This is a genomic window from Lysinibacillus sp. K60 (genome assembly GCF_019731275.1).
In the GTDB taxonomy this organism is placed as follows: Bacteria; Bacillota; Bacilli; order Bacillales_A; family Planococcaceae; genus Lysinibacillus; species Lysinibacillus capsici.
This window is the reverse complement of the sequence record NZ_JAASJR010000006.1, coordinates 98426-121506: the sequence shown is the minus strand read 5'-3', so window position 1 is coordinate 121506 and position 23081 is coordinate 98426. Positions and strand designations below refer to the sequence as shown.

Here is a 23081-nt window from a genome sequence, read left to right as displayed (position 1 = left end):
ACAATATACCTATAGGGGTATAATATAAAACTCGTAAGGAAGTTCAATCTATCGTTTGAAAGGGGGCATAACAGAATGGCGTATGGCTCAAACACTGCAAATCGTGTGAAACGTATGGAAGGTCAAATGCGCGGTATTTTACGCATGATGGAAGAAGATCAAAGTTGTAAAGATGTGATTACACAGCTATCTGCCGTGCGTTCTGCTGTTGACCGGACGATCGGTGTCATTGTAAGTGAAAATTTATTAGATTGTGTATCGACTGCTGAAGGCAATGCTGAAAAAATGAATGCTGCTATCCAAGAGGCGATGGATTTGGTCGTGAAAAGTCGATAACTTAATATACCCACAATCGTATAAAAAGGAGGACTGATCATATGGAAATATGGATTATTATTGTGCTTGTGGCAGCCTTTTTCGTTTGGCGAATGAAGCCTGTGAAGGGCGTTCAATCAATTTCTACAGCTCGATTAAAAGATATGCTGAATGATAAGGATAAGATATTTATCGATGTACGCACGCCTGCTGAGTATAAAGGTCGGCATATTTCGCAATTTAAAAATGTTCCGCTTGGATCGAACTTTGAAAACCTACCGAAGGATAAAGAGATCGTAGTTATATGTCAGAGTGGCATGCGAAGTAGTCAGGCTTGTAAGCAACTGAAAAAGCAAGGCTTTGATCGTGTTTCTAATGTTCGTGGTGGAATGAGTGCATACTAGGAGGAGAAAAAGGTGAAAGAAATTACAGCCAAAGAAGTTCAGCAAATTATGGAGCAAGGTGGGAAGTTGAATCTTATTGATGTGCGAGAGGTAGATGAAGTAGAGGCTGGTCGCATTCCAGGCGTTATTCATATCCCACTAGGTTTATTAGAGTTTCGACTACCTGAATTAAATAAGGGAGAGTCGTATATTATGGTTTGTCGATCAGGTGGACGTAGTGCTCGGGCTACTCAAATATTAGAAAGTAATGGCTTTAATGTAACTAATATGATTGGTGGTATGTTAGCTTGGGAGGGAAAAGTACAGTTATAGATTAAATCTATATTTTTTTGAATAAAAAAATACCCTTATAGGTATATGGAGGTTATGGAAAGTATGAAGGCGGATTTTCAGCTAGATGCCAAGGGCCTTTCTTGCCCGATGCCGATTGTGAAAACAAAAAAAGCGATGGCTGATTTAGTAGATGGTCAAGTTTTAGAAGTAGCTGCGACAGATAAAGGATCAAAAGCTGATATTGCGGCATGGGCTGAAACTGTAGGTCATCAGTATATTGGTACTATAGAAGATGATGGTGTAATGAAACATTATATTCGTAAATGTACAAACGACCAAATTGAAGAAATGACGTTTGATCAAACAATTGATTTAGAGCAAATCACAAGTCGTAAAGGATTAATTCTAGATGTACGTGAGGAAGCGGAATTCGCTTTTGGGCATATTGCGGGAGCAAAATCGATACCAATGGGCGAACTGGAGACGCGACTTTCTGAGCTTGATAAAGAGCAGGAGATCTATGTTATTTGTCGTACTGGAAAACGAAGTGACATGGCTGCGCAAAAGCTGGCTTCACGTGGTTTTACGAAAGTATTTAACGTCTTACCAGGAATGACATCGTGGTCAGGCGATTTAACAAAAAATATTTAAATTGGAGGAATTTTATTATGTCGAACAAAGTAGCAATCATTGCAAGTAACGGTGGTTTATTTGATGCGTATAAGGTATTTAATATCGCAACAGCTGCGGCAGCTTCTGAGAAAGAGGTAGCTATCTTCTTTACATTTGAAGGTTTGAATCTAATTCATAAGCAAGGTATGCATGTATTACCAATGCCCGCTGGAGCAGAACACTATGCTGAAGGGTTTACAAAAGCAAATGTGCCAGCTATTCCTCAACTAGTGGAAATGGCACAAGAATTAGGTGTGAAATTTATTGCTTGCCAGATGACGATGGATGTTATGGGTTTAACTACTGAAGATTTCATCGAGGGTATTGAAGTGGGTGGAGCTGTAACGTTCCTAGAATTCGCGAAAGACGCAGCACCGTCACTTACATTCTAGTGACCTACCTATAAAAGCGGAGAGGGCACCCCTCTCCGCTATAAAAAACGTAAAAATAATACCGATGGGGGTAATTGAGATGTCAATTCAAAAATGGAGCGCGTCACAAGTAGCTAAAAAGGTTATTCACAATGAAGAGTTGTTTATTTTAGATGTTCGTAATGCGGATGCATTCGAAGATTGGAAAATTGATGGCCATCGTTTTGAGTATTTAAATATACCGTATTTTGAACTGTTAGATGGTATTGATAATATTTTACCGAATATCCCAACTGATAAAGAAGTATTAGTCGTTTGTGCAAAAGAAGGATCGTCTTTAATGGTCGCTGAAATGTTAGCTGAGGCAGGTATTGAGGTTGCCTATTTAGCAGGAGGTATGAAATCCTGGAGTGAATATTTAGAGCCGATTAAAGTAGGTGATTTAACAGGCGGTGGTGAGCTTTATCAGTTTGTTCGCTTAGGAAAGGGGTGTCTGTCTTATATGGTCCTTTCTGAAGGTGAAGCAGCTATTATTGATGCTGTACGTTTTACAGATGTGTTTATAAACTTTGCAGAACTTAAAAATGTCCAAATTAAACATGTTTTTGATACACACTTACATGCTGATCACATTTCAGGTGGGCGCCATATCGCAGAGATGACAGGTGCAACCTATTATTTGCCACCTAAGGACGCTGAGGAAGTTGTGTTCCACTATACACCATTAGTTGATGGAACGACTGTTCAAATCGGTGCATCAAAAATAGATGTAGGAGCTATTTATTCTCCTGGTCATACAATAGGTTCTACTTCATTTGTTGTTGACAGCAAATATTTATTAACAGGAGATATTTTATTTATCGACTCAATCGGACGTCCTGATTTAGCTGGCCTTGCTGATGACTGGGTTGGAGATTTACGAGACACGCTTTACAAGCGTTATCGAGAATTGTCTGATGAACTTATTGTCTTACCAGCACATTTTATGATTATTGATGAGCTGAATGAAGATGGAACGGTTGCAAGACGACTAGGGGATTTATTTGTACAAAACCATGGATTAAATATTCAAGATGAAGCAGAATTTAGACGTGTGGTAACAGATGAATTACCTCCACAACCCAATGCTTATCAGGAAATTCGTCAGGTGAATATGGGGAAAATAACACCTGAGTTAGATCAGCAAACAGAAATGGAAATTGGACCAAATCGCTGTGCAGTACGATAAAACATGCTAAAGTGCAATGAGTATGCATGTATGCTTATTATATGTAAAGTTCGTGAATTGAAGGCGCTCATCCTTCATGAAGATATAAAACAAGAAGAACCGGCAAAATCGCTTACAACCTTTGCCGAGTCGAAGGAGAATATGATGAAATCAAGTTTAAAACTAGATGCAAAAGGCCTTTCTTGTCCAATGCCTATTGTGAAGACAAAAAAAGCAATAGATACCCTAAAGTCTGGGGAAGTTTTAGAAGTTCAGGTGACAGATAAAGGAGCTTTAGCGGATATTCCTGCTTGGGCAAAAGCTGGAGGTCATATCATTTTAGATCAAGCTGAAGAGGCTGGCGTCATTACATTTTTCATTCAGAAAGCATAGGGCTGATTGAGGGTTGTCTATTACAGTAGAACAACCCTCCTTTCACTTTGTTGAATACAGCCAGAAAGAAGGAAAAATAAATGGATATTGCATGGATCTTAACCATTTTACTTATTGGTTTTCTCGGTTCATTTGTATCAGGGATGTTAGGTATTGGCGGTGCCATCATTAATTTCCCAATGCTATTATATATACCGCCATTACTAGGATTTGCGGCTTTTTCAGCACATGAGGTGTCAGGGATTAGTGCGATTCAGGTACTTTTTGCTGCTCTTTCTGGTGTTTGGGTCTATCGCAAAGGTGGGTATTTAAATAAATCACTTATTATCTATATGGGGAGCGCCATATTAATGGGAAGCTTTGTAGGTAGCTTCGGTTCGAAATTTTTATCAGAGTCAGGTATTAACATTGTCTATGGAATTCTTGCATTAATTGCTGCTGTGATGATGTTCATACCGAAAAAGCAAATTGATGATAAACCAATGCAGGCTGTTACATTTAATAAACCATTGGCGGTCCTATTAGCTTTCGTTGTTGGTATAGGTTCCGGGATTGTGGGGGCAGCTGGTGGATTTTTACTAGTACCTATCATGCTTGTGGTCTTAGGAATTCCTACTCGTATGACTATTGCGTCAAGCCTTGCTATTACGTTTATCTCCTCAATAGGAGGTACCATTGGTAAATTAATGACTGGACAAGTGGAATATTACCCGGCGCTCATCTTGATTGTATCAAGTCTAATAGCTGCTCCTCTAGGTGCGAGAATAGGGGGCAAGTTAAATACAAAATTCCTACAAATTATTTTAGCGATTCTTATATTAGCAACAGCTATTAAAATTTGGGTGGATATATTATAAAGGGGGTATGGTAATGAAAATAGAAGTCTTCTCTGATTTTACATGTCCATTTTGTTATATTGGCAAGCGAGAACTTGAACGGGCAATTGACATTGCAGGCTATACAGGACGAGTAGAAATAGAATATAAAGCATTTCAAATAGGCCCAGATAATCCGAAAGTGAATGCACCATCTTTTTATGAGGCGCTGGCTAAAAAATATGATGTCACGCTAGAAGAAGTGAAAGATATGGTTGAAGGTATAGCTTTGAGAGCAACGGAAGTTGGTTTGCATTATGATTTTGCTAAGATGAAAACAGCGCATACAGAAAAGGCTCATCGTTTAGCGAAATGGACGCAGCAATTTGGCAAAGCGACAGCTTATACGGAAGCACTAATGGCTGGTTATTTTAAAGATGGTGAAGATTTAAATAAAGATGAATTTTTATTAAAAGTTATTGCGCAATTAGATTTGGATAGAAGAGTAGCGGAGAGAATCTTAGCTTCAACTGATTTTAGTGAAGAGCTAGACAAGGATCGCTATGAAGCACAGCAACTTGGCGTGCAAAGTGTACCGTTCTTTGTATTTGAAAACCGTTATGGTATTAAAGGGGCTGAGCCGAATGAAGTGTTTGTGCGGACTTTGCATCAAGCTGCGGAAATAGCTGGGATTCAGCCAACAGTAACGATAAATGGTAATGGAGAATCAGCATGTGCTGATGGACAGTGTAAACTATAAGACTAAAAGGTGTCGAGTGCGAATTTGTACTCGATGCTTTTTTGTTTCGAAGTATATGGATACTGCAAGAGGTATTAAGTCTTGTTTTCTGTGTTATAGAACAAAATTAAATGTATAAATTAACCATTTTTATCATCTTAATGGTTCTATTTTGTGGTAGTGTGAGAAAAATCACATCCAATAAATTGTTATGTTGCTAAAATATAAGTGAGAATACAAAGGGGGGTATTATAGATGAAACCTATAGTAGCAGGAGTAGCAGGAACAGTACTGTTAGCAGGCGCCATTTTTGTTGGGACGTTTGTCAGTGACAAAATTACAGTTGATTCGAATGTAAGTGAGAAAGAAGCGACAGTGCAAACACAATTACCAACAACAGCAGCTGCTCAGTCAGTGGTCTATGCTCCGCCAAGTATTGAAGAAGTACCAGATGGTCCAATGAAAGAAGCAATATTAAATGGCTATGAACTTGTTAATAACACGCATGTTGCGGCAGATGAATATGTGGGCAACCAATTATCTTGCACAAGCTGTCATGCTGGTGCAGGCTATGACGAGCAAGCCTCATCATTAGTAGGTGTAATGGCAAATTATCCACAGTATATCGGACGCTCAGGTGGTGTGGTTACAATAGAAGAGCGCATTAATGGCTGTATGGTTCGTAGTATGAATGGTAAAAAATTCGAAATGAATAGTGATGAACTAGAGGCTATGGTGGCGTATTTCGCTTATATTTCTGAAGGTGTTCCGATTGGAGCAAAACGTGAATGGGCGGGCACTAGTGATATGAAGAATGTGCCGATTCCAAATGTTGCAGATGGTGAGGAGCTTTATGCACAGTCCTGTATAGCCTGTCATGCAGCTGATGGCGCAGGAACTGGTGCTAATACTGGTCCGGCTTTATGGGGAGATGATTCATTTAATGATGGCGCAGGCATGGCACGTATGTCAAAAATGGCTGGTTATATTCAAAATAATATGCCGATAGGTGCAGCGGGGACCTTAACAGATCAAGAAGCTGCAGATTTAGCTGCCTTTATTTTATCACAGGATCGTCCAGAGTGGGCAAACCATGAAAAAGACTGGCCAAAAGGCGGGCGTCCAAATGACATCATGGATAAGGAAAAACGTGAACAAGTTAAAAATGGTACGATTGACTGGGAAAAAGTTTTGTCTACAAACTAACGAAGAAAAGGGATGCTAATAATCGGCATCCCTTTTAAGTTATTTAAAATTATAAGCAGTTACTATTTTATCTCTGTTCGTTGTGATATCTGTAAAATATTCATATAAGCTAATCCCAAGGAATGACCCACTTACATTAAAGACGTTAGAAAAACCGCTATTTTGAAGGGCCATAACAGCATTATAGCTACGCTGACCGGATCGGCAATGCACATACACTGCTTGATCCTTAGGAATTTCATCCATTCTTTCTCGAAGTTCACTTAGAGGAATATTGTGTGCATGAAGGAGATGACCAGATTCAAATTCATTCTTCTCGCGTACGTCTAAGAAGTAGGCTTGATTTTCAATGAGTGTTCTCACTTCATCAACTTTTACTTGTTTGAAGTGTCCATGTAATTGATTTTGAGCTACAAGAGCTGCCAAATTAACAATATCACGGGCAGTGCTAAACATTGGAGAATAGGATAGCTCCAGCTCCTTTAAATCTTCTAAAGTACCGCCCATTGTGATGAGGGTTGCTATTACATCAATTCGTTTATCTGCATTGCCTTTACCTATAGCTTGGGCTCCGAGGATTTTACCCGTTGGTGTTTCATAAACGAGCTTAAAGTGAAGAGGATTACTATTTGGCATTAAGCCTACTTTATCAGGAGCTATCAGATAAACACTTTTCGCCTGAAAGCCATTTGCTAGAGCTGTTTTTTCGTTCAAACCTGTTGTCGCACATGCGAGTTCAAAAATTTGTACACTTGAAGATCCAATAACCCCTTTATTGTGATGAGGGATGTTATACATATGATTAGCTGCAACACGAGCTTGTCGCTGAGCGGGGCCGGCTAAAGCAAGTCGTGTCTTTTTATGGGTAAGTTGATGGAATACTTCAATCGCATCTCCCACAGCGTATATAGAAGGATCGGATGTCACGTAATTAGCATCAACTTGAATGCCTCCGAGTTCACCGATAGTTAGCCCGGCTTCTTTGGCTAAGTGGATTTCAGGACGAACGCCAATCGCTAATACGACTGCTTGTGCTTTCAAATGTTTGCCTGAGTTCAACGTCACATTATTTGGTGTAACCTTTGCAAGGCCGTCATTGACAATAACTTGAACCCCTTTATCAGTCATTTCCTTGTGTAAGATTTGAGCCATATCATAATCAAAAGGGGCCATAATTTGTTGGCCAAATTCAACTAGAGAGACATTAAAGCCTGCTAGCTTCAAATTTTCTGCTACCTCTACACCAATGAAGCCTCCGCCGACCACGGCAATATCCTGTACATTCTCTGCTTGTAGATACCGATTTAAACGGTCAATATCAGCCACGTTTCTAATGGTAAAGACGTGCTTAGAATGAATGCCCTCTAAGTCAGGGACGATAGGACTTGCCCCTGGGGATAAAATTAACGTATCGTAACTTTCCTCATAATCTCTATTCGTTTTTAAATCCTTAATGGTGATGGTTTTTTGCTCTCTGTTAATACGTACAACTTCTTGTTGAACACGAGCCTCTATATTGTATTTTGTTTGAAAGCCTTGAGGCGTCATTAAAATTAATTTGTTGCTATCTTCAACAATCCCGCTTAAATGGAAGGGTAGAGAGCAATTAGAGAATGAAACATTTGGCCCCTTTTCAAACATAATAATTTCTGCCTTTTCATCGAGACGACGAATACGTGCCGCCGTGGATGCACCACCTGCAACGCCACCTACTACTAAAAATTTTTTTCTCAATTGATAAACACTCCTTTTCTTAGTAAATACTTATTAGGGTATTTAAAAGCATTTAAATGAAGGTTTTGCTTCTGAAAATAGGTGAATAATATAGTTTAAATACTACAAATAAATAATATACCCTTATAGGTATTTTATCAAGGTATAGAACTAATATATTTTTTGTTGTGTTCCTCGTTCAAGAAAGTTGGTGCACAAATTTGCTATACTAACGGTAGTAGGAAATGGAAATGGCTTAGGGGGTGACACTGTTGATCTTTTTGAAATTTTTAACCCAAATCCTCATAGTATCGGGTTTGATTTATATTGTAAGTGGACGATTAATTGGCTCGAATATTAATTTTGTGCGAAGAGTGCTGTCAGTCGTTATTAGTGTGACATTAACCTCTTTTGTATACTGGTATTCTTATCTGCGCCATACAGATTTTTTATCAGAAACGATGATGCAAACAGTAACTGAGGTAAGCACACTGATTTGGATCGGTAGTATGCTACTCATTTCGATGTTGCTTTATTTGGTATTTGAGCTTTTTGACCCTAGCGGCATTACGAATGGAGATCGCCGTCACGGCCAAAAATCTTTACTATTGCGATTGCGTAGCTATTGGCGACAGCAGAAACGCCTGCGTCAGGTATTAAAAATTGCTGTTACAAATGGTGTCGTACAAACGATTAAATATGCGAGGCAACGAGAAAATGAAAAAGAGCTTGCAATTGCTTTGCGTGCAACTTTAGAACAATGTGGTGGGATTTTCATTAAATTTGGCCAAGTGCTTTCCACACGAAAAGAGCTTTTTACACCTATTTTTATTGATGAATTAGAAAGGCTTCAGCACCGAGTAAGGCCTTTATCAGAGGAGCAAGTGAAACAAATTTTAGAGAGGTCTCTTCCGCAATCAATGGACGAAATATTTAGCCAATTTCAAATGGAGCCCATTGCAGCAGCCTCTATTGGCCAAGTGCATAAAGCAAGGCTTAAGGATTATGAAGAGGTGGTAGTCAAGCTATTGCGTCCAGAAGTAAAAGGTATTATGCGCGATGACCTTGAAATTTTAGAGGAATTTGCTAATTGGCTATCCACAAAATCAACCTGGGCAGAATCATTGGGCTTTAGAGAGTTGGCTGGGGGATTTGCAGATGGACTACGTGAGGAGATTCATTTAGATATTGAAGTACGTAATACGCTACAGGTGAAGAATGCACTGGCGAAAAGCGATTACAAGGTTCGAATTCCTAAAATATTTACGCCTTACAGTAATGAAAATGTTATTGTGATGGAGTATATTCGTGGACAAAGTGTGGCAGATGGGGCATCTGAATTTAATCGTTTGTCTATTGATCGTAGGCAGTTTGCAAGAACCGTCCTCTATTCATTTTTTGAGCAGATGCTATTCTCTGGTATTTTTCATGCAGACCCACATCCAGGAAATATCCATATAGATGAATCAGATGGCACACCAGTCTTACTTGACTTTGGCGCAGTAGGACGTCTAGGTGCAACACAGCAAGAAGGCTTAAAGTTATTTTTGATGGGCATTCAACTAAATGATTCAAGCGTTTTATATGATGGCTTAACATTATTAGTGGAAAATGCTGATCATGCAGAACGTGCGAGAATGGAACAGGCAATCGACCAAATATTACTGAAAATTTCCTATGTTGACCGTATACCTACTGAAGAATTAATTCACGCCCTGTTTACAGTGGTAAGAGATTTTGGACTTGCATTTTATCCAGCGGTGGGATTGGCTCTACGTTCCTTAGTAACGTTAGATGGCACATTACGGGTAATAGATTCACGTTTTGATATCTTTACAGAGGCAAAGGATTTTTCTGCTACATATATGCGTGCCTCTTTCCTTAAACCTTTTAAAGAACCGATGGCAACTAAGGAGCGGCTGCAAGAAGAATTATCTATGCTTATACCGACTTTGCGTAAAATGCCTAGAAGAGTCGATCAGCTCATTCAGCGAGTTGAAAGCGGAAAAATCATTTTACATCATGATGTCTTTTCGGATGAGCATAATGCACGTTTTATTACACATTTGTTTTCTCAATTTGTTTTGCTGCTGGTGGGTATAACTTTTGGTATTATATCTGTCGCTCTTTTAGCAATATCACAATTTATCCATGATTCTTATGCGGTCTATTTGAACACAGCAGCATATTTAGGTTTATTTTTATGTGCCATTTTGTTAGTGAGATTATCTATACAAGCATTAAGGTCAATGAAGCAATAGGTAGGGAATTTTTTCCCTACCTTTTTTCTTTGATACCCTCAAATATTACAAAAACATTACAAAAGATCTACTGGGTCTAATGTCGAATTAGCTAATAGTTTCCCTGTGTAGAAGAAAAATGTGTTTTGTAGAATAATGTAGTTTATAGGCGAATGTTACAGAAATATTTCGAGTTTTACTAATGTATTAAATAGACATGAAATAGTATAAAAGTTATGTAGAAAATGCTAAACTTTAAAAGGCTAAAATAAATATAAGAACATTTAATTAAAATAGAAATCGTTCAAGTGATTACATAGAATATCGAGAGCGAAATTGATAGATGAAGGGAAATGAAGGTAACGTGGCTAAGCGTAACAAATGGCGTAAGTCGATGGTGCTAGCATTAGCACTAGCTGGCGGCTTATTATTTAATACAATTCAACCAACAGAAGTACATGCCGAAGAAACATCTCAACAAATGATTGAGAAAAAGGCAGAAATAGATGCACAAATTAAAAAATTACAAGAAGAACTAACGAAACTACAACAAGAGATCGACGCAAAAGTAAAGGTATTTAAACAAGTACAAGCTGATATTAAAGAAGTGGATGCTAGTATTGTTGAAACACAAAAACGCATCGAGCAACGTTCAAAAATTTTAAGTGAACGTATGGCTGCATACCAAGCGCAAGACAACACTGTAGGTGTTTATTTAAACGTAGTGCTTGAGGCAAAAAGCTTTGCAGATTTAATGGATCGTGTCGTAGCGGTAAAAACATTAATGGATGCTGACCAAGAATTAGTGGATCAACAGGAAGCAGATAAAGCAAGCTTAGAGCAACAAAAAGCTACATTAGATGAAAAACAAAAGGAACTTCAAAAACAATTCCAAGAGCTTCAGCAAAAAGAAAGCGAAATGGAAGTGAAGAAAGCTGAAAACGAAGCGAAATCACTTGCATTAAAAGCTGAAATTGCAACGAAACAAGAAGAAGAACGTTTAGAAGCAGAGCGTAAAGCAGCTGAAGAAGAGGCAGCTCGTTTACGTGCACTTCAAGCAGCTACACCAGTTATACAAGCAACTCAAAATAATGGTGGAGGCGAACCACAAAAGATTATTGTTGGGTCAGGAGCTGGCACTGTTTCTTCAGGAGATGCCATTTCAACAGCTAAACAATTCCTAGGACGTCCTTATGTTTGGGGTGGTAGCAACCCATCAACAGGTTTTGACTGTTCAGGTCTTGTGCAATGGTCATATAAGCAAGCGGGTGTTTCTTTACCTCGTACAGCATCACAACAATATTTAGCAACACAACGCATTTCAGCAGGTGAAGCACGTGTTGGGGACTTAGTGTTCTTCAGCTATGGTTCAGGGGTTGCACACGTAGGTATTTATTTAGGTAATAACACAATGATCGACGCTCAAAACAATGGTGTCGTAATTGAGTCACTTGATTGGTGGAATCAATACTTAGTAGGCTTTGGACGTATTCAATAGGCCTCACTATTATATAGACGGTTGATATAAGAAAAAGGTCATCTTTGTAGAGAAAAATATACAAAGATTGACCTTTTTATTTTGCATTTCTTTCAAAAGAAACAAGACGACTACTTCTATTCTTGAAAAGAGATTTCCCTGCATACTAGATTGATATTAAATTTTAAAATTTACTTTGATGACACCTGTCTCTTTCAACGCAATAAAGAAAATAATAACGAATGGACCAACAAGTAAACCGATAATACCAAATAACTGTAGACCTATGAACATGGAAATTAATGTTGGTAAAGTGGACAAACCGATATGGTCTCCCATTAATTTAGGCTCGACTACTCGACGAATAATAAGTAAAATAGCAGCTAAGATGAATAATTTTACAGCTATAGAGGTGTTTCCCATCAATAGGTGGTAAAGCCCCCATGGCGCTAGAATAATGATAGAGCCTAGGAATGGTACAATATCTATTAACCAGATAATAACCGTCATTGTTACTGCGTATTTCGGTTGGATTAATAGCAGTCCAATGAGTGTGACGCCTCCAATAATAAAGCTTACAAATAAGTGAGCCTTCATATAGCCAAATGTAGCATCTTTTAAGCGATTTAAAATAATTTTTATCTTCTTTGCTGTATTGGGCTTTAAATATTTATAAGTGATTTGCTTTAACTTAGGCAAATCAAGCATAAATAGGAATAGCGCAATCATATAAACGAGAAGACTGATAAATAGGCTGGGTATCTCTGAAAAGAAGGCAGAAACTTTGCTATAATTAAAGAAGCTTAAAAAGGATTCTTCAACTTTCTTTATGAAATCCATTGTGGTTTTTTGAAGCGAAGCACTTACTTCAGGTGGAAAGTCTTCTGTGTATTTAGAAATATTTTCTTGCATATGAAGCCACATATCTGATAGCTTGGAAATATAATAGGGAGCTTGCTTAGATAGTAAAATTATTTGTGCCATTATTTGTGTAATGGATAGATAACAAATAATAGATATAACAATAACACTCACTATGTAAATAAAAGCAACTGCTATTTTCCGTGACATTTTCCATTTCCGTTTAAAGAACATGACAATGGGTTCTAAGAAAAATGCACTAATCCCAGCAAGTATTAAAGGCATGGACACTGGGATAACAAAATAAGCAGCTAGAAGTAGGGATATTATCACAATCAACCGAAAAATCAATTTCCTAGCATTAAATTTATTCATAAACTCACCTTCTTTGCGAAAAAAATTAAGTTAAGTGTACCATAAATCAAATTTTATTACGTTCTGAAACAATAAAGGTAGGGATGAATTATGGAAAAAGAGATTTTGCAACTTTTTAGTAATCTAACAGAGCATGATCGCGATATTCAATATGAATCTTACGAGGAATTAATGAAAATTATGCAGGAACCCGTAGATTGGACATATGCAGTTTGGGAACAGCTAATAAAAGCACTTACATACAATAATGGTTATTCTCGTGCACGTGCTGCACAAATTTTATGCGCTTTAGCTGCAAAAAGTGATCCAGAAGAAAGGGTCTTGGAGGATTTTTTAAAGATTTGGGCTGTGACTTACGATGAACAATCTGCTACAGCAAGGCATGCATTACAAGCGATTTGGAAAATTGGACAGGCGGGTCAAGTACAAAGAGATTTGGTTGTATCGTATCTAGCTAAAAGATTTCAAACATGTATAGATGAAAAACAGCCATCTCTTATTCGTCAGGATATTATTATGTCATTTAAAAAGCTATATGATCAAACAAATGACTCGAAATTATTAGATATTGCCCATCGTTTAATTAATGAAGAACAAGATGCTAAATATAAAAAGAAGTATAAGTCAGCCATCCGTTCAAAGTAGCGAGGTGGTGTTTTTTTGTGCAAATTCTTTGATGAACGGTAGAATAGTCAACTATAATGAATGGAAAAAGGGGATTATAGCATGAGCATTTATAATTATCTAGTTCGGAAGCCTAATGGCGAAATTTTATCAATGGAAACATATCGTGGAAAAACAATGTTAATTGTTAACACGGCAAACCAATGCCGATTTACATATCAATTTGAAGACTTACAGAAAATGTATGATAAATATGGAAAAGAGAATTTTGTAGTTCTTGGCTTCCCTTGTGATCAATTTGGCCATCAAAATCCTGAGGATGGAGAGGAAACTAAGCATCTATGCAAGGTAAACTATGGGGTCACATTCCCGATTTTTGAGCTTGTACAGGTAAATGGAGAGGCTACACATCCACTCTTTAATTATTTAAAGCATGAAGTGAATTACCGAGAGTTTGGGAAGGCAAGTATGCAGGAGAAAATGTTGGCAGAAGCAATTGTTCAACTTGCCCCAAGCTTTTTAGATGGTCGTAACATTCGCTGGAACTTTACAAAATTTCTAGTAGATGCTAATGGTAAGACCGTCGCACGCTTTGAACCAACAGATTCACAGCTCGATATTGAACAAGCAATTGAAACACTACTATAGTAAATTTCTTAATAATGTAAAAAATTGTTGGAATTTTCTCTTCTAGTTTAGAAGTGTTACTATATTTTAAAATTGAGTACAGCTATTTTTTCTGAATCATATATGATAAACTGCTTTACAAATGAAATATTCTTGCAGGATAAAGGTGCTAGTAAGCATAATCGGGAATCCGGTGAAAAACCGGAGCTGTTTCCGCAACTGTAAGTACAGCCATTATAAAGATTTACCACTGTCTCAAAGAAGATGGGAAGGTCCTTTATAACACATTCGTTTTATGTGACGAACTGTACAAGCCAGGAGACCGACCTTTATTTGAACGTATAAAAACTTCTCGGAAGCTAGGAGGATATACGGCAAATACATAGGCTTTCTCTAGTTTGATGGCTCAATCTTGTATTTTTGTCGTTCCTTTGCAAAAGGAGCGACTTTTTTATGCCTTTCAAGTAAGAATTTTTCATTATAGAAAATAGGGGGGAAGCAAGTGAAAAAAGATGCCCGTTATTCTTGTTATCCATTTATGCGTGAGAAAGCTTCAACGGTTGATTTTGAAATTCGAACAGATAGCCTTACAACACATCTAGGAGTTGCATTAGCTGCGGTAAAAAAAGAGGATGTTCAAGTTGTTGCTGAGGATTTATTACTTATGTTACCTATGGCGTATCATGTGAATGGCTCAGTTCGTGGGAAATTAGCGGTAACTGAAGAGGATTTATCTTGGTTAAGTGAGCGTTATGATTTTTACGTTTGCCATGTGAAGGAAGAGATTCAAAGTTTTGTTTTACCTCAAGGAACAGAGGCCGCTGCAGCCTTACATCTTTGTCGCAGTGAGGCAAAAAAATCATATCGTACTTTACACAAAGTATCAGAAGAACGAGAGGTTCCTGCTATTCTTTTCGATTACCTTGGTTTATTAGCTAATGTATGTTTTGTCATGGCTGTTTTTATGAATCAGCAAGCTGGAATAGCTGAAATACCGTTTATTAGTAAATCCTACCCAATGAAAAAGAAAAAGGAGAATAACAATGAAGAAAGTATTTAATTTCCAATGGCTATCAGTGCTCTTACTTGCACTGGTATTAGCAGGCTGTGGCACTGCTGAAGATACAAAAAATAAAGATGCCTCGCAGGATACACAACACGTAGAGAAAACAAGCTATAAAGTGACAGATGACCGTGGAATGGAAATAGCGTTTAATGAAGTACCAAAAACAGTTGTATCTTTACAACCAAGTAATACTGAAATTTTGTTTGCTTTAGGTGTTGGCGATAAAATTGTAGGAGCAACTGAGTACGATACTTACCCAGAGGAAGCACAAAAAATTGAACGTGTCTCTGATACTACGAACTTTAACAGTGAAAGAATTATAGCGTTAAAGCCAGATGTTGTTATTGCTTATACAATCGGTGATAAGGATGCACTAAAGCCGCTTGAGGACGCAGGAATTAAAGTGTTTGTTATTCAATCTGCGACTACTTTCGATGATGTTTATGGAGATATCGAACAAATTGCTGCTGTGATGGATGTTGCTGATAAAGGAAATAAATTAAATGAAGAGATTAAAGCGAAAATTGCTGAAGTACAAACGAAGGTGAAGGACGTAAAAACGCCGAAAAATGTTTATTTAGAGGTTAGCCCTAAGCCAGACATATATACAGCAGGCTCTAGCACTTTCCAGCAAGAAATATTAGATGCAGCTAATGTAAATAATGTTTTTTCTGACTTGAATAGCTGGGCAAAAGTGAATGAGGAAGATGTTATTGCTAAAAATCCAGATGTTATTTTAACAACAGTAAACTATACAGAAGATCCAATAGGAGAAATTCTTGGACGAGATGGTTGGAATACTGTGACAGCTATTCAAAACAAAGCGGTATTGTCCATCGATACAGATATCTCTAATCGACCTGGTCCGCGTATTGGTGAAGCTGTAGAATTAGTAGCGAAGGCTGTGTACCCAGAGTTATTTAAATAAGAAATGTTTTCATGCTAGCTGTCAGCCATTCAGCTAGCATTTTTTATGTGGTTTAAATTATTACCTAGCGTGAAAATTGGAATTAATGTAGTTTGTTCTTTAAAATAAAAGTAAGTATGCTTAATAATCTTAGGAGGTGTAGTGATTGGAGCAATTAGAGACAAAGGTAATTCCATTTGAAGCAGTCCATAATTTCCGAGACATGGGTGGATATAAGACAAAAGATGGGCGTAGGGTAAAGAACGGTTTATTTTACCGCTCAGCTGCTCTTGGAAAAATGACACTGGCGGATAAAGAGCTATTTGAAACGTTAGGGATTAAAACCATTTTTGATTATCGCGATAACAATGAGGCGTATCATAATCCTAACCCAGTGTTCTCGTATGCTCAATATATACAAATCCCAGCGAAGGGTAATCATGCTTTTGAAATGCCTACCAATGCTGGTGGTAGAGATTTCTATAAAGTGGTAAGACCTGAGATGTTTCGAGATTTTTATGCACAAATGCCTTTTAACAATCTTTCATTTAAAGAGTTAATGCAAACGATTCAAAACCCTGATAATCTAGGTCTTGTACATCATTGCGCAGTTGGTAAGGACCGAACGGGTATTGGAGGAGCACTTATTTTACTAGCTTTAGATGTACCAGAGGAGACCATCATGGAGGACTATTTAGATACTAATATACATTTACGTCCAATGGTAGAAAGAATGGCTCAGGCTATTCAGCATCAGTATAATGAGCAAGAACTACAGCAATTTTATGCATTAATGTCCGCCCGTGAAGACTATTTACAAGCAGCATTGGATGCGATGGATCGTCGCTATGGTTCTAAGACTGGGTTTTTAGAGCAGGAATTTGGCCTAACAATTGAAAAACGAGAGCAATTACAATCCTATTGCTTAATTTAAAAAATGGCCCTTTCACACGATGTGGGAGGGATTTTTTATGTGGAAGCGCTGTATTCCTATAAATCTCTTTACAGTCTGAATATTTGTGATAAGATACAATAGATTTTTAAGAAAATATAGGAGAAGTGAAAGTATTGGCAGACACAATTAAAGAGACAAATAAGTTAAGTCTATTCCATTTAACATGGCCGATCTTCTTAGAAGTTTTTCTATTTATGTTGATGGGACTAGCCGATACTTTTATGCTCAGTGCTTTATCAGATAATGCTGTATCAGGAGTAGGTGCAGCCAATCAATATATCCATATTGCCATCTTGATTCTGGAAGTAGTGGGCAATGGTGCATCTATTGTTGTTTCCCAATATTTAGGCTCCAGACGTTTTTTTGAAGCGGCCAAGATCTCGGCGTTAGCGGTCACGATGAATTTGGTCGTTGGGCTTTTAATGAGTATTTTATTTTTCTTCTTTGCGAGACATTTAATGACAATGATGAACTTGCAGGGAGAAGTCCTCCACTATGCACAAAGTTACTTAGCCATCATTGGGAGTTTTATTTTCCTACAGGCTATTATTAATGCACTCGCAGCAATTATTCGTGTACATGGTTGGACAAAACAAACTATGTACGTTTCGCTTGGCATGAACGTCTTACATGTTGTGCTAAACTACGGTCTGATTTTTGGGAATTTAGGTTTCCCAGAGCTTGGTGTGAAAGGAGCGGCTATTTCCTCTGTCATTAGTCGCGGATTAGCCGTCCTAGTATTTTTCTGGTTGCTGTATCAGGTAATGGAAGTGCGTGTAAAGTTACAATATTATTTTGAGTATTCAAAGGAATATGTGAGGAAAATACTAAACATTGGTTTACCATCTGCGTTTGAACAGGTGCTTTATCAATTTTGCCAAATCATCTTTTTATATTATGCGACTTACTTAGGAGCAGAAACACTAGCAGCACGACAATATGCTATGAATATTTCGATGTTTACGTATTTATTTGCGATTGCCATTGGTACAGGAACAGCCATTATTATTGGTCGTCATGTAGGTGCAGGAGAAAAAGATGAGGCGTATCATCAGCTATGGAAAAGTGTCCGTGCAGCATTTGTTTTTACGATTATTATGGTTGCAGTCGTTACGCTATTCCGTAAGCCCCTTATGCAGGTTTTTACTGATAATCCAGAAGTCATTAAGATTGGGGCATCCGTGTTAGCATTAAGTATTTTACTAGAGACTGGTCGCACGATGAATATCGTTGTTATTAACTCTTTACGCGCTTCTGGGGATGCTAGATTCCCAGTGAAAATTGGTTTTCTATCAATGGTTTGCATGAGCCTGCCGCTTGGCTATTTATTTGTCTTTGTATTGGATTGGGGCTTGGTCGGAATTTGGCTAGCCATTTCAGCAGATGAATGGGTGCGGGCAATTATCGTATACTTTAGATGGAAAAGTCGTAAATGGGAGCGCTATGCTCTTGTATCACCAAACGACAAGAAGGAGGCATAGAAATGGGCGCATTATCGAAACGTGCTATCGGGGCGGCATTAATGGATCAATATATCACCCTTTTTGCTTGTCCAATCTGTCAGCGATCCATGCATGTCTATGAGCAGGGGAGATTGGTTTGTGCTTCTAACCATTCCTTTGATATTGCGAAACAAGGCTATGTCAATATGCTGACACATAGCGCCGCTTCTAAATATAGTAAGAGCCTTTTTGAATCCCGCAAGGCTGTTATTGATAGTGGGATTTATGATGCTGTAGAAGCTCGAATCGGTGAGCTTATAAGCTCTGCAAAAACAGTGCTTGATACTGGTTGTGGAGAGGGCTCACATTTAGCTCGCATTATGAATGATAGGGAGCATGGTATTGGCGTTGGAATTGACATAGCGAAGGAGGGCATTTTGGCTGCAGCACGTCATTATCCTCAACAAATTTGGTGTGTAGGGGATTTAGCTAAAAGTCCATTTGCTCAAGCGAGTTTCGATGCCATTTTAAATATATTATCGCCAGCAAATTATGAGGAGTTTAAACGACTTCTTACACCGAATGGCTGTCTTGTGAAGGTTGTACCGCAAAGTGGTTATTTGCGGGAACTGCGTGCTCAATTATATGCAGATTCAAACAAGGAAACTTACTCTAATGAACAAATTGTAGCTCGTTTTCAAGATAGTTTTCGTGAGGTAAACGTAGAACGCGTAACTTATACTTTACCGCTTTCAGAAGAGCTAGTACCCGCGCTATTAGAGATGACACCAATGGGGTGGCATAAAGCAGAACAAACAGCCGTTGAACTAAATGAAATCACGATTGATGTGGATCTATTAGTAGGGAAGGTTTAAGTTGGTCACCTGCAATTGCAGTATACTGGTCTTTTCGATTACAATGGGAATAACTATTGAATAAGGTAGGAATGTAACAGTGTATAAACTAGCAGCAAATGTTGTCAAAGTAATATTAAAATTAATGGGTTCAAAGGCTCGTGTATACGGAGAAGAAAACTTGCCGAAAGAGGGTGGGTTTATTATAGCTTGTACACATACCGGCTATGTTGATATTTTAAACCTTGGTGTAGCCATGTACCCTCGTGAAATTCACTTTATGGCGAAGAAGCAATTATTTGAAATGAAAGGGCTTGGCTGGCTTGTTAAGCATTTAAATGCTTTTCCGGTAGACCGTGATAATCCTGGACCAAGCGTGATTAAAATTCCTTCGCAGTTATTGAAGGAAGGTAAAATTGTAGGGATTTTCCCCTCTGGGACACGTAGTGCAGAAGGAACAGATTTAAAACAAGGGGCTATTACCATTGCACAGTTGGCAAAGGCGCAAATTGTTCCAGCTGCTTATGTTGGTGCACGTAATGTGGGCGATGTAATGAAGCGAGGTAAAGGCTATTTAATTTATGGTGAGCCATTTTATGTAACAGGCAAGGGTAAAGAAGGTCGTGAGCAGTTTACTCAACACCTTGAGCATGAATTAGTTGCTTTAACAGAAGAACTACAAAAACGTATTCCCGTAAAATAAAAGCAAATGGCACTCAGAATCAAATTGATTTTGAGTGCTTTGTTGTAGGAGGAAAATAAAATGATTCGAGTACTTTTCGTATGTTTAGGTAATATCTGTCGCTCACCCATGGCTGAGGCGGTCATGCGCGACTTGGTGAAGAAAGAGCATTTAGAAGATAAGATTGAAGTGGATTCCGCTGCTACCAGCTCATGGCATATTGGTGAACCTCCACATAGAGGTACACAGGATAAGCTTAGGGAATATGGTATTTCTACAATAGATATGCAAGGTCGACAATTACAAAAGTCAGATTTTGAAGAGTTTGCTTATATTATTGGAATGGATGAAAGCAATATTCGTAATATCCGTACAATACTAGGCCATCCAAACTCGCCAAAGATTTTTCGTTTTTTAGATTTAACAGCGCATCGCAAGGATGTCCCGGATCCTTATTATACAGGTGATTTTCAGGAAACCTATGAATTGGTGCAAGAAGGTTGTCAGGCATTACTAGCAAAAATTAAACAAGAGCTGTTGTAAGATGGCGCTAAAATCGTAAATTTTAACAGCCATTTTTTTTAGAAAAATGCTACCTTAAACATTGGTATATCTAGCTTTGTAAGCATCATTGTGTTATTATTTGCAGAGTAAAGATACGATAAGTATTTAATTACCATTTACAGATATGCAACTGCGTATCTATTATTTTTATAAATTTATCTTTTGAAAGAGAGTGGAAACAATGGGTCGTAAGTGGAACAATATTAAAGAAAAGAAAGCGTCTAAAGATCAAAGCACAAGCCGTATTAATGCAAAATTTGGGCGAGAAATTTATGTGGCAGCTAAATCAGGCGAACCAGATCCAGAGTCAAACCGTGCACTTAAAGTAGTGCTTGAACGCGCAAAAACATACAGTGTTCCAAAACATATTATAGAAAAAGCCATTGATAAAGCAAAAGGTGGCGGTGATGAAAGCTTTGATGAATTACGTTATGAAGGCTTTGGACCAGCCGGCACAATGATTATCGTGGATGCTTTAACAAACAATGTAAATCGTACAGCATCTGATGTACGTGCAGCATTTGGCAAAAATAACGGCAATATGGGTGTCAGTGGATCTGTAGCTTATATGTTCGATTCAACAGCAGTTATTGGTTTAGAAGGTAAAACGGCTGATGAAGTACTAGAAATTTTAATGGAAGCTGATATTGATGCTCGCGATATTTTAGAAGAGGAAGAAGCGGTAATTATTTATGCAGAGCCAGACCAATTCTTTGCAACACAAGAAGCATTAAAGGCTGCGGGCGTAGAAGAATTTACAGTAGCAGAGCTTTCTATGTTGCCTCAAACAGAAGTGACTTTAACTGGCGACGATGTAGCGAAGTTTGAAAAACTAATTGATGCATTAGAAGATTTAGAAGATGTACAAAATGTTTTCCACAACGCAGATTTAGGCGAATAAACCATTAACAAAATGAGTAAACCAGTAGCATTTAAGCTACTGGTTTTTAATTAGGGAGGAAAAGATGCAGACTGCTTTAGCCATTATTTTATTTTTAGTCACATTATTTTTTGTCATAGTACAACCACGAAAACTATCAATTGGCTGGTCAGCCTGTATAGGAGCAGCTATTGCACTATTAATAGGTGTAGTAACCTGGCATGACGTGTTAGAGGTAACGGGGATTGTTTGGAATGCAACGCTATCATTTATTGGTATTATTTTAATTTCCCTCATCTTAGATGAAATTGGCTTTTTCGAATGGGCGGCTCTACATATGGCACGACTTGCAAAGGGAAGTGGAATTCGCTTATTTGTTTATATTAGTTGCCTTGGAGCTGTTGTATCGGCTTTGTTTGCGAATGATGGTGGTGCTTTAATACTAACGCCGATCGTTTTAGCGATGGTGAGAAAACTGAACTTGAGTGAAAAAATGATCTTTCCATTTATTATTGCAAGTGGATTTATAGCAGACACAACCTCCTTACCTTTCGTTATTAGCAATTTAACGAATATCGTATCAGCTGACTTTTTCGATATAGGCTTTATAGATTATGCAGTTCATATGTTTGTACCAAATTTCTTTTCGTTAGTGGCAAGTATAGTAGTACTTTACCTTGTTTTTCGTCGTTCCATTCCACAACATTATTCTCTTGCGGCAGTTGAGCAACCAAGTCAGGCAATCCGAGATCCCAAATTATTTTCGATCGCTTGGTATGTGATTGGGATTCTATTAGTGGGCTTCGTAGCTGGTGAGGTTTTACACATCCCTGTATCTTTTATTTTATGTGGGGTCGCTGCAATATTCTTATGGCTAGCACAGCGTAGCTCTGTGGTAGATACAAAAAGAGTTGTAAAAGGAGCGCCATGGAATATTGTGTTCTTCTCAATTGGCATGTATGTGGTTGTCTATGGGTTAAAAAATGTAGGAATGACAGGAGTGTTAGCAAATTTATTTGAACTAGCTATACAACAGGGCTTCGTAGTTGCAACGATGACGATGGGGTTTGTCGCTGCCATTTTGTCTGCTGTCATGAACAATTTACCTACTGTTATGATAGATGCTTTGGCAATTTCAGAAACAAGTGCATCGGGCATGATGAAAGAGGGGCTGATTTATGCAAATATAATTGGTACGAATTTAGGTCCAAAAATGACTCCGATTGGCTCACTGGCAACATTGCTATGGCTTCATATATTAGCCCAGAAAGGCATTAAAATTAGCTGGGGACAATATTTTAAAATCGGTGTTATTCTTACCATTCCGACACTGTTCGCCACTTTAATGGCATTAATTATTTGGATATGCTTAATATCATAGATTTATTGTCGAAATAGTTGAAAAAATAGTACAATAGG

25 protein-coding genes and 1 riboswitch are annotated in these 23081 nt (G+C 38.0%); of the genes, 23 read left to right on the top strand and 2 right to left on the bottom strand.

What is annotated here, in order from left to right:
• Positions 1–75 precede the first annotated feature (75 nt).
• From HCH28_RS14610 to HCH28_RS14565, 10 genes are all read left to right on the top strand, one after another.
• Positions 76–336, top strand: coding sequence for a metal-sensitive transcriptional regulator (locus tag HCH28_RS14610; RefSeq protein WP_004231849.1), 261 nt, complete (start codon positions 76–78; stop codon positions 334–336).
• Between the two features lie 41 nt (positions 337–377).
• On the top strand, positions 378–719 hold the full coding sequence (locus tag HCH28_RS14605; protein WP_221681531.1) for a rhodanese-like domain-containing protein: 342 nt from the start codon (positions 378–380) through the stop codon (positions 717–719).
• Positions 720–731: 12 nt separating this feature from the next.
• On the top strand, positions 732–1031 hold the full coding sequence (locus HCH28_RS14600; RefSeq protein ID WP_004231854.1) for a rhodanese-like domain-containing protein: 300 nt from the start codon (positions 732–734) through the stop codon (positions 1029–1031).
• A 63-nt stretch (positions 1032–1094) separates the two neighbouring features.
• Positions 1095–1643, top strand: coding sequence for a sulfurtransferase TusA family protein (locus tag HCH28_RS14595; RefSeq protein WP_255601431.1), 549 nt, complete (start codon positions 1095–1097; stop codon positions 1641–1643).
• Between the two features lie 17 nt (positions 1644–1660).
• Positions 1661–2056, top strand: coding sequence for a DsrE/DsrF/DrsH-like family protein (locus tag HCH28_RS14590; RefSeq protein ID WP_004231858.1), 396 nt, complete (start codon positions 1661–1663; stop codon positions 2054–2056).
• 79 nt (positions 2057–2135) lie between these two features.
• Positions 2136–3263 (top strand): MBL fold metallo-hydrolase, encoded by a 1128-nt coding sequence (locus tag HCH28_RS14585; protein ID WP_221681526.1) that lies wholly within the window; start codon positions 2136–2138, stop codon positions 3261–3263.
• 144 nt (positions 3264–3407) lie between these two features.
• Entirely contained in the window at positions 3408–3635 is a 228-nt protein-coding gene (locus HCH28_RS14580) for a sulfurtransferase TusA family protein (protein ID WP_370635382.1), read from the top strand.
• Between the two features lie 80 nt (positions 3636–3715).
• Positions 3716–4492 (top strand): sulfite exporter TauE/SafE family protein, encoded by a 777-nt coding sequence (locus HCH28_RS14575; RefSeq protein ID WP_004231867.1) that lies wholly within the window; start codon positions 3716–3718, stop codon positions 4490–4492.
• 13 nt (positions 4493–4505) lie between these two features.
• Positions 4506–5210 (top strand): DsbA family oxidoreductase, encoded by a 705-nt coding sequence (locus HCH28_RS14570; protein ID WP_221681524.1) that lies wholly within the window; start codon positions 4506–4508, stop codon positions 5208–5210.
• 234 nt (positions 5211–5444) lie between these two features.
• The gene (locus tag HCH28_RS14565) at positions 5445–6395 is read left to right on the top strand and encodes a c-type cytochrome (RefSeq protein ID WP_221681523.1); all 951 of its coding nucleotides are present in this window, start codon (positions 5445–5447) and stop codon (positions 6393–6395) included.
• Between the two features lie 39 nt (positions 6396–6434).
• On the opposite strand, the gene HCH28_RS14560 is transcribed toward HCH28_RS14565, so the two are convergent.
• Entirely contained in the window at positions 6435–8129 is a 1695-nt protein-coding gene (locus tag HCH28_RS14560; RefSeq protein ID WP_221681521.1) for an FAD-dependent oxidoreductase, read from the bottom strand.
• Between the two features lie 251 nt (positions 8130–8380).
• Here HCH28_RS14560 and HCH28_RS14555 point away from each other — a divergent pair, with 251 nt between their 5' ends.
• Both HCH28_RS14555 and HCH28_RS14550 read left to right on the top strand, forming a co-directional pair.
• Positions 8381–10369: an ABC1 kinase family protein gene (locus tag HCH28_RS14555; protein ID WP_221681517.1), complete on the top strand. Its 1989-nt coding sequence runs from the start codon at positions 8381–8383 to the stop codon at positions 10367–10369.
• 322 nt (positions 10370–10691) lie between these two features.
• Complete coding sequence (locus tag HCH28_RS14550) at positions 10692–11846, top strand: C40 family peptidase (RefSeq protein ID WP_004231877.1); 1155 nt, start codon at positions 10692–10694, stop codon at positions 11844–11846.
• Between the two features lie 156 nt (positions 11847–12002).
• On the opposite strand, the gene ytvI is transcribed toward HCH28_RS14550, so the two are convergent.
• Positions 12003–13061: a sporulation integral membrane protein YtvI gene (gene ytvI, locus HCH28_RS14545; protein WP_221681516.1), complete on the bottom strand. Its 1059-nt coding sequence runs from the start codon at positions 13059–13061 to the stop codon at positions 12003–12005.
• Between the two features lie 90 nt (positions 13062–13151).
• Here ytvI and HCH28_RS14540 point away from each other — a divergent pair, with 90 nt between their 5' ends.
• From HCH28_RS14540 to HCH28_RS14490, 11 genes are all read left to right on the top strand, one after another.
• A complete protein-coding gene (locus HCH28_RS14540; RefSeq protein ID WP_202342270.1) occupies positions 13152–13706 on the top strand; it encodes a hypothetical protein in 555 nt (184 codons plus the stop codon).
• 81 nt (positions 13707–13787) lie between these two features.
• Positions 13788–14333: a glutathione peroxidase gene (locus tag HCH28_RS14535; RefSeq protein WP_009370639.1), complete on the top strand. Its 546-nt coding sequence runs from the start codon at positions 13788–13790 to the stop codon at positions 14331–14333.
• Between the two features lie 126 nt (positions 14334–14459).
• A riboswitch (cobalamin riboswitch) is annotated at positions 14460–14657 on the top strand.
• Between the two features lie 157 nt (positions 14658–14814).
• Positions 14815–15372: a hypothetical protein gene (locus tag HCH28_RS14530; RefSeq protein WP_221681515.1), complete on the top strand. Its 558-nt coding sequence runs from the start codon at positions 14815–14817 to the stop codon at positions 15370–15372.
• On the top strand, positions 15356–16306 hold the full coding sequence (locus HCH28_RS14525; RefSeq protein ID WP_221681514.1) for an ABC transporter substrate-binding protein: 951 nt from the start codon (positions 15356–15358) through the stop codon (positions 16304–16306). Before HCH28_RS14530 ends, HCH28_RS14525 begins: the two co-directional genes overlap by 17 nt.
• A gap of 145 nt (positions 16307–16451) precedes the next feature.
• A complete protein-coding gene (locus HCH28_RS14520; RefSeq protein WP_221681513.1) occupies positions 16452–17219 on the top strand; it encodes a tyrosine-protein phosphatase in 768 nt (255 codons plus the stop codon).
• A 134-nt stretch (positions 17220–17353) separates the two neighbouring features.
• The gene (locus HCH28_RS14515) at positions 17354–18721 is read left to right on the top strand and encodes an MATE family efflux transporter (protein ID WP_221681512.1); all 1368 of its coding nucleotides are present in this window, start codon (positions 17354–17356) and stop codon (positions 18719–18721) included.
• 2 nt (positions 18722–18723) lie between these two features.
• Positions 18724–19557 (top strand): putative RNA methyltransferase, encoded by an 834-nt coding sequence (locus tag HCH28_RS14510; RefSeq protein WP_221681511.1) that lies wholly within the window; start codon positions 18724–18726, stop codon positions 19555–19557.
• A gap of 79 nt (positions 19558–19636) precedes the next feature.
• On the top strand, positions 19637–20239 hold the full coding sequence (locus HCH28_RS14505) for a lysophospholipid acyltransferase family protein (RefSeq protein WP_048394163.1): 603 nt from the start codon (positions 19637–19639) through the stop codon (positions 20237–20239).
• Positions 20240–20299: 60 nt separating this feature from the next.
• Complete coding sequence (locus HCH28_RS14500) at positions 20300–20761, top strand: low molecular weight protein-tyrosine-phosphatase (protein ID WP_221681510.1); 462 nt, start codon at positions 20300–20302, stop codon at positions 20759–20761.
• A 202-nt stretch (positions 20762–20963) separates the two neighbouring features.
• Positions 20964–21683 (top strand): YebC/PmpR family DNA-binding transcriptional regulator, encoded by a 720-nt coding sequence (locus HCH28_RS14495; RefSeq protein WP_004231899.1) that lies wholly within the window; start codon positions 20964–20966, stop codon positions 21681–21683.
• Between the two features lie 64 nt (positions 21684–21747).
• Positions 21748–23043: an arsenic transporter gene (locus HCH28_RS14490; protein ID WP_221681509.1), complete on the top strand. Its 1296-nt coding sequence runs from the start codon at positions 21748–21750 to the stop codon at positions 23041–23043.
• Positions 23044–23081: the final 38 nt, after the last annotated feature.

Bases quoted from the DNA above. Each gene is read 5' to 3' on its own strand.
- HCH28_RS14610 (WP_004231849.1), top strand. From the start codon at position 76: ATGGCGTATGGCTCAAACACTGCAAATCGTGTGAAACGTATGGAAGGT.
- HCH28_RS14605 (WP_221681531.1), top strand. From the start codon at position 378: ATGGAAATATGGATTATTATTGTGCTTGTGGCAGCCTTTTTCGTTTGG.
- HCH28_RS14595 (WP_255601431.1), top strand. From the start codon at position 1,095: ATGAAGGCGGATTTTCAGCTAGATGCCAAGGGCCTTTCTTGCCCGATG.
- HCH28_RS14590 (WP_004231858.1), top strand. From the start codon at position 1,661: ATGTCGAACAAAGTAGCAATCATTGCAAGTAACGGTGGTTTATTTGAT.
- HCH28_RS14585 (WP_221681526.1), top strand. From the start codon at position 2,136: ATGTCAATTCAAAAATGGAGCGCGTCACAAGTAGCTAAAAAGGTTATT.
- HCH28_RS14580 (WP_370635382.1), top strand. From the start codon at position 3,408: ATGAAATCAAGTTTAAAACTAGATGCAAAAGGCCTTTCTTGTCCAATG.
- HCH28_RS14575 (WP_004231867.1), top strand. From the start codon at position 3,716: ATGGATATTGCATGGATCTTAACCATTTTACTTATTGGTTTTCTCGGT.
- HCH28_RS14570 (WP_221681524.1), top strand. From the start codon at position 4,506: ATGAAAATAGAAGTCTTCTCTGATTTTACATGTCCATTTTGTTATATT.
- HCH28_RS14565 (WP_221681523.1), top strand. From the start codon at position 5,445: ATGAAACCTATAGTAGCAGGAGTAGCAGGAACAGTACTGTTAGCAGGC.
- HCH28_RS14550 (WP_004231877.1), top strand. From the start codon at position 10,692: ATGAAGGGAAATGAAGGTAACGTGGCTAAGCGTAACAAATGGCGTAAG.
- ytvI (WP_221681516.1), bottom strand. From the start codon at position 13,061: ATGAATAAATTTAATGCTAGGAAATTGATTTTTCGGTTGATTGTGATA.
- HCH28_RS14540 (WP_202342270.1), top strand. From the start codon at position 13,152: ATGGAAAAAGAGATTTTGCAACTTTTTAGTAATCTAACAGAGCATGAT.
- HCH28_RS14535 (WP_009370639.1), top strand. From the start codon at position 13,788: ATGAGCATTTATAATTATCTAGTTCGGAAGCCTAATGGCGAAATTTTA.
- HCH28_RS14525 (WP_221681514.1), top strand. From the start codon at position 15,356: ATGAAGAAAGTATTTAATTTCCAATGGCTATCAGTGCTCTTACTTGCA.
- HCH28_RS14510 (WP_221681511.1), top strand. From the start codon at position 18,724: ATGGGCGCATTATCGAAACGTGCTATCGGGGCGGCATTAATGGATCAA.
- HCH28_RS14500 (WP_221681510.1), top strand. From the start codon at position 20,300: ATGATTCGAGTACTTTTCGTATGTTTAGGTAATATCTGTCGCTCACCC.
- HCH28_RS14495 (WP_004231899.1), top strand. From the start codon at position 20,964: ATGGGTCGTAAGTGGAACAATATTAAAGAAAAGAAAGCGTCTAAAGAT.
- HCH28_RS14490 (WP_221681509.1), top strand. From the start codon at position 21,748: ATGCAGACTGCTTTAGCCATTATTTTATTTTTAGTCACATTATTTTTT.